At 43.2% G+C, this 13,690-nt stretch carries 11 protein-coding genes; 7 read left to right on the plus strand and 4 right to left on the minus strand.

Features of this window, described 5'->3' with window-relative positions:
• Positions 1–18 precede the first annotated feature (18 nt).
• The 4 genes from AACQ17_RS09815 (at position 19) to rsmF (ending at position 7,272) form a co-directional block, all read left to right on the plus strand.
• Complete coding sequence (locus AACQ17_RS09815) at positions 19–1,815, plus strand: ABC transporter ATP-binding protein (RefSeq protein ID WP_094147815.1); 1,797 nt, start codon at positions 19–21, stop codon at positions 1,813–1,815.
• 31 nt (positions 1,816–1,846) lie between these two features.
• Positions 1,847–3,106, plus strand: a complete 1,260-nt coding sequence (locus AACQ17_RS09820) for a paraquat-inducible protein A (protein WP_094147814.1) — start codon at positions 1,847–1,849, stop codon at positions 3,104–3,106.
• The gene (locus tag AACQ17_RS09825) at positions 3,099–5,738 is read left to right on the plus strand and encodes an MlaD family protein (protein ID WP_094167626.1); all 2,640 of its coding nucleotides are present in this window, start codon (positions 3,099–3,101) and stop codon (positions 5,736–5,738) included. The genes AACQ17_RS09820 and AACQ17_RS09825 overlap by 8 nt, the downstream gene beginning before the upstream one ends.
• A 112-nt stretch (positions 5,739–5,850) precedes the next feature.
• Positions 5,851–7,272, plus strand: a complete 1,422-nt coding sequence (gene rsmF / locus AACQ17_RS09830) for a 16S rRNA (cytosine(1407)-C(5))-methyltransferase RsmF (protein WP_206208092.1) — start codon at positions 5,851–5,853, stop codon at positions 7,270–7,272.
• Positions 7,273–7,476: 204 nt separating this feature from the next.
• Here the strand turns inward: rsmF and AACQ17_RS09835 are convergent, their stop codons facing one another.
• Entirely contained in the window at positions 7,477–8,310 is an 834-nt protein-coding gene (locus AACQ17_RS09835; RefSeq protein ID WP_094124919.1) for a CvfB family protein, read from the minus strand.
• Positions 8,311–8,408: 98 nt separating this feature from the next.
• Between AACQ17_RS09835 and AACQ17_RS09840 the strand changes: the two genes are divergently transcribed.
• The gene (locus tag AACQ17_RS09840; RefSeq protein ID WP_017044687.1) at positions 8,409–9,761 is read left to right on the plus strand and encodes a hypothetical protein; all 1,353 of its coding nucleotides are present in this window, start codon (positions 8,409–8,411) and stop codon (positions 9,759–9,761) included.
• A gap of 14 nt (positions 9,762–9,775) precedes the next feature.
• Here AACQ17_RS09840 and AACQ17_RS09845 read toward each other — a convergent pair whose 3' ends face one another.
• A complete protein-coding gene (locus AACQ17_RS09845; protein ID WP_017047658.1) occupies positions 9,776–10,255 on the minus strand; it encodes a PaaI family thioesterase in 480 nt (159 codons plus the stop codon).
• A 119-nt stretch (positions 10,256–10,374) separates the two neighbouring features.
• Entirely contained in the window at positions 10,375–11,265 is an 891-nt protein-coding gene (locus AACQ17_RS09850; RefSeq protein ID WP_010319067.1) for a putative PEP-binding protein, read from the minus strand.
• Positions 11,266–11,471: 206 nt separating this feature from the next.
• Here AACQ17_RS09850 and AACQ17_RS09855 point away from each other — a divergent pair, with 206 nt between their 5' ends.
• Complete coding sequence (locus tag AACQ17_RS09855) at positions 11,472–12,533, plus strand: 3-deoxy-7-phosphoheptulonate synthase (RefSeq protein ID WP_026028836.1); 1,062 nt, start codon at positions 11,472–11,474, stop codon at positions 12,531–12,533.
• Positions 12,534–12,560: 27 nt separating this feature from the next.
• Positions 12,561–13,043: a YajQ family cyclic di-GMP-binding protein gene (locus AACQ17_RS09860; protein ID WP_010319065.1), complete on the plus strand. Its 483-nt coding sequence runs from the start codon at positions 12,561–12,563 to the stop codon at positions 13,041–13,043.
• Positions 13,044–13,092: 49 nt separating this feature from the next.
• Here AACQ17_RS09860 and AACQ17_RS09865 read toward each other — a convergent pair.
• A partial coding sequence (locus AACQ17_RS09865) for a GGDEF domain-containing protein (RefSeq protein WP_141201436.1) occupies positions 13,093–13,690 on the minus strand: 598 nt, incomplete at its 5' end.

Consider the following 13,690-nt stretch of genomic DNA (forward strand, 5'->3'; position numbering starts at 1 on the left):
GGATGCATTCTCATCATAATGACTAATTCCAATGACACTATTAGCCGCTCTTGGGTAATAAAACAAGTAAAAAAACATCGACCTACACTTCTATTTGCCAATGCGATCGCGGTTATTGCAACGCTGGTTAGTGTCCCTATTCCACTATTAATGCCATTAATGGTCGACGAAGTTCTGCTGAATAAACCCGCTTCTGGTTTGGCGATGATGAATACTATTCTACCGACATCGATGCAAAACCCAACAGGCTATATTGCGCTCACGTTATTGCTAGTGGTCTTGATGCGTAGCGTCAGCCAAGCGCTCAACATACTTCAAAGCCGTCAATTTACTTTGGTGTCCAAAACCATCACCTACCAAATGCGCTGCAAAATGATTGATAAATTAGGACGGATCAGTATCAGGCAGTACGAAACCAAAGGCAGTGGTGGTATTAATGCTCACTTAATCACCGACATCGAAACCATTGATCAATTCATAGGTAGCACACTCAGTAAATTTATCATCAGCCTACTGACCGTGTTAGGCACAGCGGGTGTTTTACTCTGGCTTGAGTGGCGTTTAGGGCTGTTTATTTTATTGGTCAACCCGATTGTGATTTACTTTTCACGTAAACTCGGAAGCAAAGTCAAACATCTGAAAAAGCGAGAAAACCAAGCGTATGAACGCTTTCAAAATCGGCTAGTCGAAACATTAGATGGCATTTATCAATTGCGTGCCGCTAATAAAGAGCGAGAGTTTCTCAATGAACTCAAACAGCAAGCCAACCAAGTCCGAGAGAATGCAGACAAATATGCATGGCAATCAGAGGCTGCAGGGCGCGTCTCATTTCTCCTGTTTTTACTTGGTTTTGAGCTATTTAGAGCGGTCGCGATGCTGATGGTGGTCTTTAGCGACTTGACCATAGGGCAAATTTTCGCCGTTTTCGGTTATTTGTGGTTTATGTTAGGCCCAGTGCAAGAACTGCTGAGTATTCAATTTTCTTGGTACAGTGCAAAGGCGGCCTTTCATCGCATTAATGATCTGCTTGCACTGGAGGAAGAGCCTCGCCCTATTTGCAAAATTAACCCATTCACGGATAACCGCCAGGTCGATGTTGAGGTTTCTCACGTTAATTTTGCCTACGATAGTGAAAAGAGTGTGATCAACGATCTCTCGCTCACGATTCCGGCGGGTAAAAAAGTTGCGTTGGTTGGCGCAAGTGGTGGTGGGAAATCCACGTTGATCCAACTGTTAATTGGTGTGTATCAGCCCAATTCCGGGCAGATCCGTTTTAATGGTGCGACCACTGAAGAGATAAGTTTTGATATTATTCGCGATAACATTGCCGTGGTATTACAACAACCTATACTATTCAACGACACCTTAAGGCATAATTTGACCCTCGGCGGTCAATATGCAGAAGAGGAATTATGGCAAGCGCTGCATATTGCACAACTGGATGATGTGACTGCGAATCTCAGTGACGGTTTAGAAACGCTAGTTGGTCGAAATGGTATTCGCTTGTCGGGCGGACAACGTCAACGTTTAGCCATCGCTCGGATGGTACTGAGCAATCCTAAATTTGTTATTTTGGATGAAGCAACATCCGCGTTAGATACGGTAACTGAAGCGGCATTGCACAATGCTCTGACTGGATTTTTGAAAGGTCGAACTACTTTAATTGTTGCGCACCGCCTTTCGGCAGTGAAACAAGCCGATATAATTTACGTGCTGGAAGATGGTCAAGTTAGCCAAATGGGTACGCATCGAGAATTAGTCGAGCAAGATGGGTTATATCAGACCCTTTATGGAAATCTCCAATCGTACGTTTAGTGATTGGGTAACAATAAATTAGGATGATTGTTTGTCTCAACATTCAGCGCTTATTCAACATCCACAATCACCTAACGGCGTGAGGTTGTGTCACGGCTGTGAATTGGCCGTTGATCTCGTCGAGGTTGAGCATGGAAAAAGTGCCTATTGTCCACGCTGCGGTACCCAACTGTACCGCGGTGGATCTCCCTCTTTGTCTGGGGATTTAGCCGTTGCCATCACTTGCTTGCTACTGTTTATCCCCTCTCATTTTTTTGAATTCATCAGTATTCGCTTGGTTGGGGTGATGATCCCCGCCACCTTGCCATCCGGTGTCTTTGCGCTGGCTGAAGAGGGCTTTGGAGCGCTCGCTTTATTGGTGCTATTTTGCAGCTCTATTGCGCCACTTTTAGTGTGTGGTTCCGTAGTGACCGCTCATATCGCCTTGCGTTATCGATGGTTTTATCTACTGCGTGGCTCACTGATCATTATTCAGCGATTAAAAGCGTGGGTAATGCTCGATGTTTTTTTAGTCAGCGTGGCGGTATCTTGTTTTAAACTTCAAGATTATTCCGACATTTTTATCGGTGTGGGGCTGTATGGTTTAGTCTTGCTGCAACTGGCAACCGTATTGTTAGCGACTCGAGTTAGCGTAAGGCGCTATTGGCAAGCGTGGCAGCCAGAGAATCAATATGCCTTCGAGCGTAAAGAGGTGCATTGCCACCATTGCCATCTTTCACAACCAGAAAATACGCACTGCGTGCGTTGCGCGCAAAAATTATATCACCGGAAACCCAACTCGATACAACGAACTTGGGCCTATTTAATTGCAGCAAGTGTCGCTATTTTCCCCGCGAACCTGATTCCAATATCGATTTTAATTACCAACGGACAGCGATTAGAAGACACCATCTTCTCTGGTGTTGCGTCACTGATTAATAGTGGTATGGTCGGAATTGCAATCATCATTTTTGTGGCCAGTATAATCGTGCCTATTGTAAAAATATTCGGCCTGACCTATCTATTACTGGCGATTAAATTTAAGCGAACAGTTTACCACCGTCAGAGAATGAACATTTATTTCGCGATTAAATGGATCGGCAAATGGTCGGTAATGGATCTGTTTGTCATCTCAATTATGTTGACACTGGTTGATCGCGGTCAAATTCTCGACTTCACTCCCGGTTATGGAGCCGTTGCCTTTGGCTTGGTGGTTGTACTCACCATGCTCGCCACGGAAAGTATGGACCCAAGACTCATCTGGGATAATTACCCAGAAATCGCAGACCAAAACGAGCCTTCACATGAGTAAACAAATTTCAAGCCAGCCCTCATACACTCCCGATGTTAAGCGAAACAGGGGCATCTCACCTTTGTGGATACTGCCCATACTCACCATGGCGCTCGCAGGTTGGTTAGTCGTTAAAGCCATTCACGATGCTGGCGAACGAATCCAGATCTATTTTTCGGACGCACAAGGCTTAGTCGCAGGACGAACAACAATTCGCTACCAAGGGCTCGAAGTCGGCATGGTAAGAGATATTAAACTGTCCGAAGGATTAGAAAACATCTATGTGGAAGCCGATATTTATCCAGAAGCTACTCAGTTACTCAATGACAATACCCGATTTTGGTTAGTGAAGCCAACGGCCAGTTTATCTGGCGTTTCAGGCCTAGATGCGTTGGTTTCAGGAAACTATATTGCGATTCAACCGGGTAACGAAAATAGTTCAGCTGAACACGATAAAGTGTTTAGTGCTTTAGATGGTGCACCTTCTGATCTACTGCCTAATCAAGGGCTTATCATTTCTCTAAAGGCTCGCGATCTCGGAGGTATTTCTGTTGGCTCACAAATCGTCTATAAAAAAATTCCGATTGGTGAAGTGTTTAACTACAAACTCGATGACGATGCAAAGTCGGTACTCATTCAAGCCTCGATAAAAGACGAGTATCGCCACATTATTACCAATGAAAGCCGTTTTTGGAATGTCAGCGGTGTTGGTGCAAGCATTGGCTTTGAAGGTGTTGACGTCCGCTTAGAAAGTTTAAGTGCATTAATCGGTGGTTCAATTGCCGTCGATTCACCGGACGGTGGGGAGCCTGTTGAACAAAATACCCAATTTAGTCTCTATCGCGATTTAAAAACCGCAGGGCGTGGTATCCCTGTGAAAATCACCCTACCCGATCAGCATAATATTAACCAAACTGGTGCCCCCATCATTTACCGAGGAATAGAAGTCGGCCAAATCACGGAATTGCAGCTCAGTAAAAGTCACCAACAGATCATCGCCTCTGCCGCTATCCAACCGGCTTTTAGCGATATGCTCAATTCGGGAAGCCGTTTTGTGTTGGAAGAGGCCAAAGTCTCACTCTCTGGAGTTGAGAACATCGGTAATTTGATCAAAGGGAATTACTTGACACTCATTCCTGGTAAGGGCGAAAAGGCCAGAAGTTTCACTGCAATTCGCCAATTTGAATTTAATCAGTCACAAGCAAAATCGATTGCTATCAAACTTACAGCTGAAAGCTCATATGGCTTAGATGTGGGCAGCCAGATTTTGTATCGAGGCATCTCGGTAGGTTCAGTAATTGACGTAAAGTTGCAGCAAGACAGTGTTGTGCTCAATACGCTGATTGATGAAGAGTACTCATCACTCATACGCTCACAGAATCGTTTTTACATTACAGGCTCGGCCACCGCGGAGCTCACCGAATCAGGCCTTAATGTTTCGATCCCTCCAGCCAAACAACTGCTCGCCGGCTCAATCAGTTTCATCAGCGAAGGCGCTGAAAATGCGAGTAATGAGTACCCGCTATATCAAAGTAAATCCTTAGCTGAGCTTGCAAAATATAATCAAAGCGGCTCACAGACACTGACTCTTTTTGCCGACGAGCTTCCTCCCATCAATCCGGGCAGCCCGCTCCTATACCGTAATCTTCAAGTAGGCAGTGTTTTTGGCTTTAAGCTCACGAAAGAAGGTGTGAAAATCGAGGTCAAAATAGAGAATCAATATCGCCATCTGATTACGAATCAAACTGTTTTTTGGAACCGTTCTGGCGTCGAAATTAATGCAACACTTGCAGGCGTAAAAGTCAAAGCCGCTCCTTTAAAAACATTAATTCAAGGAGGCATTGCATTTGATTCGTTGCAAGGCATTGATAACAAAGATCAGAATTTGTGGAAGCTCTATGACAGCTACGATCAAGCACGTAAGGCGGGCCAAGAAATCATCTTAACGGCCGATTCATCCTTTGGCATTACGCTAGGAACATCCATCAAATATAACAATATCACTGTGGGAGAGGTTGTTTCTGTAACACCCGATTTCAAGACAAACCAAGTTACACTCCAAGCGAGAATTGAGCCTAGCTACGCATTAGGCATTGCCAGAAATGGCTCTCACTTTTGGGTAGCGAAAACTAAGATTGGCTTCAATGGTGTTGAAAATCTGCAAAACTTACTCAGTTCCAGCATTGAGGTCCAACCTGGGTTTGGCGATGTGCAGTATCAATTTGAACTAGAAAAACAGCCACAACAAGCACTCGGTATTGAATTCACCTTACAAAGTGAAACACGAGGATCAGTGACTGAAGATAGCCCGGTTCTCTACCGTGAAATGGAAGTGGGCAAAGTAACCCATGTTGCTCTAGGAGACTTTGCAGACCGCGTCATGTTTACCATTGAAATCCAAAAAGAGTTCGCTTATCTGGTTCGCAGCAATAGCGTATTTTGGAACACTTCTGGCGTCGATGTATCCATCGGTTTATCTGGTGCAAATATAAAAGCAGGCACGTTAGACAGCATCATGAAAGGCGGAATTACATTTGCCACTCCAGAGCAAAAACAGCTACAGCCTATCGCTAAACAAGGCCAAGCATTTTACTTATATCCTGAAGCCAAACCAGAATGGCGCCAATGGCGAACAGCCATACCAAAACCTTAAAGGGTTAACCTTGATTCTTATAAAATGCAGCTGATCGGCTGCATTTTTTATTATTTTGATCTCATCACGATTCTTATATAATCCGGCCTCAACTCCCAGACGAGATACTGCTTTGCACGCCAATATAACCCTACCTGAACCTTTTCTTGCGACAATTGAAGCGATACTGCCCACACATTTAACGATGAGTGATTTTATTGCAGCTTGCCAGCGTCCTTTGCGTAAAAGTATCCGAGTCAACACGCTAAAAATCTCTGTCGATAGCTTTTGTCAACGCGCCATAGAAAAAGGGTGGGCTTTATCACCAGTGCCTTGGTGTAATACGGGTTTTTGGATTGAAGCCGATGAGTCTGTCGTACCTTTAGGTAATACCGCCGAACATATGGCAGGTCTTTTTTACATTCAAGAAGCCAGTTCTATGATGCCAGTATCCGCTCTTTTCACTGGCGGCGAATCGTTCAATTCAGTACTCGACATGGCGGCGGCTCCGGGTTCAAAAACAACGCAAATTGCGGCGTGTATGGAAAATGAAGGCGTATTAGTCGCCAACGAATTTTCAGCCAGCCGTGTTAAAGTACTGCATGCTAATATCGAACGCTGCGGTGTACGTAACAGTGCACTGAGCAATTTTGATGGTCGAGTCTTTGGCGGTTGGTTACCGGAACAATTTGATGCGGTGTTAATAGATGCTCCATGCTCAGGAGAAGGTACCATCCGTAAAGATCCTGATGCGATGAAAAACTGGAGCAAAGAATCTGTATTGTCGATTTCCACAACACAAAAAGATTTGATTGAAAGTGCGTTTCAAGCTTTAAAGCCCGGCGGTGTGATGGTCTACTCAACCTGTACATTGAGTACAGAAGAGAACCAACAAGTGTGCTTGCATCTAAAAGAAAAATATCCACAATCAGTTGAATTTGTTTCCCTTAGCTCATTGTTTGAGGATGCAAAAGCATCTATTACAGACGAAGGGTTTTTGCATGTATTCCCTCAAACTTATGATTGTGAAGGTTTTTTTGTTGCGAAAATCCGTAAACTTAGCTCTGTACCCCACCCTGAAGTCAACAAACGCTTAGGTCAATTTCCTTTTGCGAAAGCCAACCTTAAACTCACACAAGAGATCACGGATCAACTCATGAAAACGTTTGAAGTTGCGATCCCCGATGATACCAGTGTCTGGCTACGTGATAATGATGTATGGTTATTTCCAAACGCACTGGAACCTATGCTCGGCAAATTCCGCTTCTCTCGCATGGGGATAAAAATCGCTGAAACACATAAAAAAGGTTATCGCTGGCAACATCAAGTCGCTACATCATTAGCGACTGGTAACGAATCAAACTGCATCACACTATCGATTGAAGAAGCGCGAGATTGGTACATGGGCAGAGATGTCAGACCAGCACTACAAACTGGCACTGGCGAAGTGCTGGTTAAACTCGGTAACGATGTGATTGGCCTAGGGAAATGGGTAGGAAACCGCATAAAAAATGGTTTACCAAGAGAACTCGTTAAAGATAAAAATTTGTTTTAACATGCCCCAAAATAGGACAAAAATCTAGAAAACACGCGCACTTCTAGCGATAACAACTATACTTACAGGGAAGCATAAGTACGACTATTTTAATAATTAGCGTAGGCTCAAATGAGCCATTCCCCTAGGCCCAAAAACGGAAAAGTTTCGGGCCTTTTTTTATCGTCAAGGAAAATAGATTGCAACAGGAGGTGAACGCCTCAGCTATACAAGATGAATTCCATCTTCCCCAATGGTAATTTTTCCCTGCTTGTACAAACCACCAATGCTCTTCTTAAAGGTTCCCTTACTGGTACGGAACATCGAAAAAATAGCTTCTGGTGTCGATTTATCACTTAATGGAAGAAAACCACCCTTTTTCTCAAGTAACTCTATGATCTTAGTGCTTAGCTCATCCATTTTTGCTACGCCAATTTTTTGCAGAGCTAGGTCAATTTTTCCATCTTCACGGATATTTTTGATGTAGCCTTTTAAGGTCTTACCAATAAACAACTTACCAAACACATCTGATGGGAAAATCATCCCCCAGTGCTCGCCATTGATGATGGCCTTGTATCCGAGTTCTGAGTGTTCTGCAATTAATAGATCAACTTGCTGATTCTGCGTATAGTTTGCAGGGGTTTTGTCCAGCCACTTGTTGAATTTAGTTGTGCCTACGATGCGGCCGGAAGCCTTATCAGTGTAGACATACACTAAAATCATTTGTCCTTCTTTAAAACGAGCACGCTGTTCGCTGTAAGGCACCAATAAATCTTTACCCTTCAGACCCCAATCAACAAAAACACCAGTGCTATTCACACCCTGAACTTTCATCAATCCCCACTCGCCTACTTTTGCAATCGGTTTTTCAGTCGTCGCGGCAAGTTGATTGTCTGAATCGAAATACAAAAATACGTCTATTTTCTGCCCCAATCCAACCCCATCTGGGGTAAATCGTTTAGGCAGTAAAGTGGTTCCAAAATCTTCAGCATCCAAAAATACGCCGAAATCAGCAATCTTTACGACTTCTAAACTGTTTATTTGACCAACGTTAATCATTTACTATGTCTCACCTCAATTTTGCAGAGATTATACGTGATCTCTGTTATCCTTTCCTGCATTCAAGGGAAAAATAAGCATTTTTTCAGGAGCTTTCTTTGGTTAATGTCGATAAGCAAGATACCATCACGCTTAAAATTTCACATGCCATGTCTCAGAGCAAAGAACTTGATCTAGACATTTACCTATTCATTCCCGGTGATTTAGGTCTAACACCCGAAATACTTCCTGAATCTGACTTTTACTATAGCTTCATCCACCAAGAGCGTGCGTATTACAGTGATAAAACGTTACTGCCCTTAGTGCACAGCCGACTTGCACAACGAGGCCATCTCTCTTCTACTCAGTATCGAGTCAGTTTGAGTTTATTTGCTTATCAGTATGTTATCGCTCTAGATAAAGCTGTAGTACAACTCAATACGACGAGTGACACCGTCACATCAGATGAAGTTGATAGTGTCATTGAACTCTCTTTAGATATTTTGAAAAGATTGCGCCGCAGCATTCCTTATGAAGAGAGCTTAAAACGCTATTACGCCAATATTGATAACTATTTATCTTGGTATACTGAGCAAAAGTTTCTTTCCCTAGTCGCACACATGAACCGCGATGGTGAATATAAAACCATCAAAGAGCGTCTAATTACACTGGTTGAAAAAGAACAGGCACATCGTAAACTTAACAATTACAACTCAGCAAAGGCAGGGGAAGACATCACTCGGCTGAGTAACAAGATGCGCCTACTACGCCGTTTAATCGAGCATCCCATTGTGCTTAATGAACACGTCACTTCTTTAGGTAATAACATGAAGCGTGCCGTAAAAGGCATCGCGACTGGGCTTGTAATGCTGTTTGTCACCGTCATCGCCATTACAGCTCGCGACTATTGGGGGGAAATCACCGCCTCTTTTATCATCGCTATGTCGTTTGTTTATGCATTACGCGAGATCTTTAAAGATGACTTACGCGATATGCTGTGGCGCTGGATCCGTAAAGGAAAACCTAAATGGAAGCGTCGTTACATAGACCCAACGACCGGAAAATCTGTGGGTTACAAAATTGAATGGCTTGATTATACCAACCTGAGTAAATTACCAGACAGAATCAAAACAATTCGAAAGAAACGCATTGTTCAAAGGGAGGAACAGGTACTTCACTATCGCTCAGAAACGGCCATGTCAACCTCACGCTTCATGAGTGGCTATGAGGAAACACGCGAAACTTTACACATTGATCTACGCCCGATTACCCGTTTGATGGACAAAGGCTCTAATCGCATTTATCAGTTAAGTGGTGGTCAAGTGAGTCGAGAAACCGTAGAAAAACGGCACTTGCTTAACTTGATTATCAAAGAAGATAACCATAAAGAAGAGCCCCGCTACTACCGTTGGAAAATTGTTTTAAATAGAAATAAGATTGTCGACATTGAACCGATAGAATTAAGCGAGTAGTCTCTAATTCAGCCTTATTTACCAATACGCTTTAACGATAAAGTAAGATGAAACTCCGCCATAGGCTCGTCACCATGCAATGAAGGACAGGTTGCAATAATCTTTACTGTCTGATTGACTCGCTCTCCGGTCGCGATAGTTTCATCAAGCATACTGTCTATTAGCTGGCCATCATGGCAATGAAAATGAACATCCGCCTCCGGCCTTTTTAAAAACTCCGCACTAACCGCTTTAAACGCCAACGATACTTTGGAGCCACGCTGTTGTGCTTTATGCATTGCCATAAAACCGCCCGCTACGTCTGCACCAACGGCTAACACACCAAAATACATACTATTTAAATGATTTTTATTGCGACGTTTAAGTGGAATTCGAATTTCTACAGAGCGTTCGTTTAGCACTAAAATCTTTGGCCTGCAGGACCAAATCAATGGCACTTTTAAAAAACCAAACAGATTTAAGTAAAGATTCGCTTTTGTTAATGGGGAGAGCATGAGGCTTGACCTTTTCAATATGGTTGTCGGACCAGTTCAAGGTATACGCTGTGAAATGTCAATAAGTTGTTACAAAAAGTTAGGGTTGAGCGCAGCTATTCTGCGCCCAAATCAGATCATTACATTTTTACCACAACATCAGCCTGAACACTTTCAGCTAAGTGCTCCTGCAGCTTTGGATAACTTGCGAGTGCTTGGGTGACGACCAAAATCGGCTTATTCGCATGACGTGCCGCTTTTGATGCTAAATCGAGCAGCGTGATGACCGCCTCACTCTCTGGATTAAACAAATGGGAAAGTTCGGGATTCTCTTTATCAATACCTAAGGTGTATTGTGTTAAGTTATCGATGTTGATGACCACACCATCAAAATAGTGCATCAAACGCTCTGCCAACAATGCCGCTGATGGAACATCGCAAGAATAAAGCACTTTCAAACCATCTAAACTCCGAGGTAAAGACTGCTCTGCCAGTCGGTCAATGATCGTAGCCGCATCACTTAATGTTCGAACAAATGGCACCACAATTTCGATGTTCAATCCTTGCTTGCGCAATGCCTTGATCACAGCGCATTCATAACTAAACGCTTTTGCATACTGGTTGGAAGAAAAACGCGATACGCCACGCACTCCCATCGCTGGGTTAATTTCATCCGTTTCAACACTTCCACCGATCAACGCTTTATAAGTGTAACTATCTGCATCACTCAAACAGACACGAATCGTAGTGTGATTTTTTTGAACCGCTGCCACGACTCTATCAACAATGGTTGACGTAAAATGCTCCGCCACCGCTTTGTCATCAAGAATGGATTGCAAAGAGCCTTGCTCAAGTTCAGTTAGATTCGCAAAATGTTGCTCAATCGAAGGATGATAAAACAACGAATCTAAAATAATGTCGGACAGCGATACATACAAATGCTGGGCATTTCCACTTGATTCAATTGCCGCTGGAAGGGCATCACCTAAGATCAACTGAGGGTGGATTGTATCATGTTGTGCCAAACTCATTCATTACTCCCTACATTTTTAATTATCTTGCTCAGGAAAATACCCATAGCCGAGTATTAATTCAAGTAAAAGTAAATATTTATGGCGAATTTATGAATAAAATTTCACCTTACGGATGATAAGCAATAAGTTTTCCGTTTTGGAGTTTATTCCTATTGCCAATTCCGTTATCTTTACCGCTTCGCAATAAGAGTACAGGCTTTACCATGCCATTAAAAACAGATGAATTAAGAACTCAAGCCTTGGGCCCAATGCCGACTCCGGCAGAGCTTGGAAATGCGCATCCGATCACAGACGACGTAGCAGAGCGCATCGCAAACTCACGCCGTCAAATTGAAAATATTCTGACTGGTCACGATGATCGCTTGTTAGTCATTGTCGGTCCGTGTTCAGTACACGACACTGAAGCCGCAATGGATTACGCTCAACGTTTGAGTGCGATCCAAGACCAATATAAAAATGAACTGTTTATCGTCATGCGTACCTATTTCGAGAAACCACGCACCGTTGTGGGCTGGAAAGGTTTGATTACGGATCCCAATCTGGATGGTTCATATGCACTGGAAACAGGGCTCAATAAAGCACGGAAATTATTATTAGATATCAACAAGCTAGGCCTTGCTACTGCGACTGAATTTTTAGACATGATCACCGGGCAATACATCGCAGATCTCATCACGTGGGGAGCTATTGGTGCACGTACTACGGAATCTCAGATACACCGAGAAATGGCGTCTGCGCTGTCATGCCCTGTCGGTTTTAAAAATGGCACGAATGGCAACATCAAAATTGCTATTGATGCCATTCGAGCGGCCCAAGCATCGCATTACTTTTACTCACCGGATAAAAATGGCCGTATGACCGTTTATCGTACCAGTGGTAACCCCTTTGGCCATGTTATTTTACGCGGTGGTGATACAGGGACAAACTATGACGCTGACTCCGTATCTGCAGCCTGCGAGCAACTGATCGAATTCGGCTTAGCCCCGCGCCTCATCGTAGATTTTAGCCACGCGAATTGCCAAAAGCAGCATAGAAAACAGATAGATGTAACGGCCGACATCTGCACACAAATACGTACAGGTAAGGATTTCGTTGCTGGTATTATGGCTGAAAGCTTCATTATCGAAGGTAATCAGCCAATGCATGACTTAAATAACCTCACCTATGGTCAATCGATTACCGATCCATGCTTAGGATGGGATGACACAGCAACTATGCTGGATATGCTGGCACAAGCGATCACTGACCGCCGTAACTTAAAATAAATACTAAGCAATAGATAAGGAAACACCATGCCTTCTTTTGATATCGTTTCAGAAGTCGATACTGTTGAACTTCGTAATGCTGTCGATAATGCAAACCGAGAGCTTTCTACTCGTTTTGATTTTCGTAATGTAGAAGCTGGATTTGAACTCAAAGATGAAGTTGTAAAACTGTCTGCAGAAGATGATTTTCAATTGGGTCAAATGATGGATATTTTACGTGGCAACCTCGCGAAACGAGGTGTTGATGCCAAAGCGATGGAAGCGAAAGATTCTGTACATTCCGGCAAGCGCTGGTTTAAAGATGTCCAATTTAAACAAGGACTGGACCCGTTAACCTCAAAGAAAGTGGTAAAAGCCATTAAGGATGCCAAGCTCAAAGTCCAAGCATCCATTCAAGGTGAAAAAGTAAGAGTAACGGGTAAAAAGAGAGATGATTTACAATCAGTGATCGCTCTAATGCGTGAATCGGATATGGGCCAGCCATTCCAGTATGACAATTTCCGAGACTAACAGCACCACGAATAAAATATCAAAGCCACCTCACTAGGTGGCTTTTCAATCACTGATAACTATCATTTACAATGAATCGATTCCTTCCTTCTGACTTCGCTTGGTATAACGCTTGGTCTGCACTCTCCATTGCACTCTGCCACGACAACGCCAACTTAGACACCGACTTCTCAGCAATTGCTCCAATGGAAACAGTTACAGGAACCCGCTGCCCTGCCCAGTAAAATGATGTTTGTTCGACTTGAGCACGAATTCTCTCCAAGACTTCTTTAATATGAGCTTCTGGTGTACTAATGATCATCACAAACTCTTCACCTCCCCACCTCATAAGTAGATCTTCAGGTCGAAGCTGCTGTTTCAGAATGGTAGATAATGCCCTTAACACTTCATCCCCCGCCTCATGACCATACTGATCATTTATTTTTTTGAAATAGTCGACATCAATTATGGCTAATAAATGTGGTTTATTATTAGTTGTTTCTTCCTGATAAGAAAACCAAGTATCAAGATATCTTCGGTTATACAAATCCGTGAGTGGGTCATGTGTAGATTCAACTTCTAACTTTGCATGATCCTGCTGTAAAGTTGAGTGTTTGATTTTAACTTTTTTATACTTTCGATCACTAATTAAAGATACAAAGCTAATA

It is taken from the genome of Vibrio sp. V10_P2A27P122 (assembly GCF_963874335.1).
GTDB lineage: Bacteria > Pseudomonadota > Gammaproteobacteria > Enterobacterales > Vibrionaceae > Vibrio > Vibrio anguillarum.

Bases quoted from the DNA above. Each gene is read 5' to 3' on its own strand.
- AACQ17_RS09835 (WP_094124919.1), bottom strand. From the start codon at position 8,310: ATGATTAACGTTGGTCAAATAAACAGTTTAGAAGTCGTAAAGATTGCT.
- AACQ17_RS09850 (WP_010319067.1), bottom strand. From the start codon at position 11,265: ATGAGTTTGGCACAACATGATACAATCCACCCTCAGTTGATCTTAGGT.
- AACQ17_RS09845 (WP_017047658.1), bottom strand. From the start codon at position 10,255: ATGCTCTCCCCATTAACAAAAGCGAATCTTTACTTAAATCTGTTTGGT.
- AACQ17_RS09855 (WP_026028836.1), top strand. From the start codon at position 11,472: ATGCCATTAAAAACAGATGAATTAAGAACTCAAGCCTTGGGCCCAATG.
- AACQ17_RS09825 (WP_094167626.1), top strand. From the start codon at position 3,099: ATGAGTAAACAAATTTCAAGCCAGCCCTCATACACTCCCGATGTTAAG.
- AACQ17_RS09860 (WP_010319065.1), top strand. From the start codon at position 12,561: ATGCCTTCTTTTGATATCGTTTCAGAAGTCGATACTGTTGAACTTCGT.
- AACQ17_RS09815 (WP_094147815.1), top strand. From the start codon at position 19: ATGACTAATTCCAATGACACTATTAGCCGCTCTTGGGTAATAAAACAA.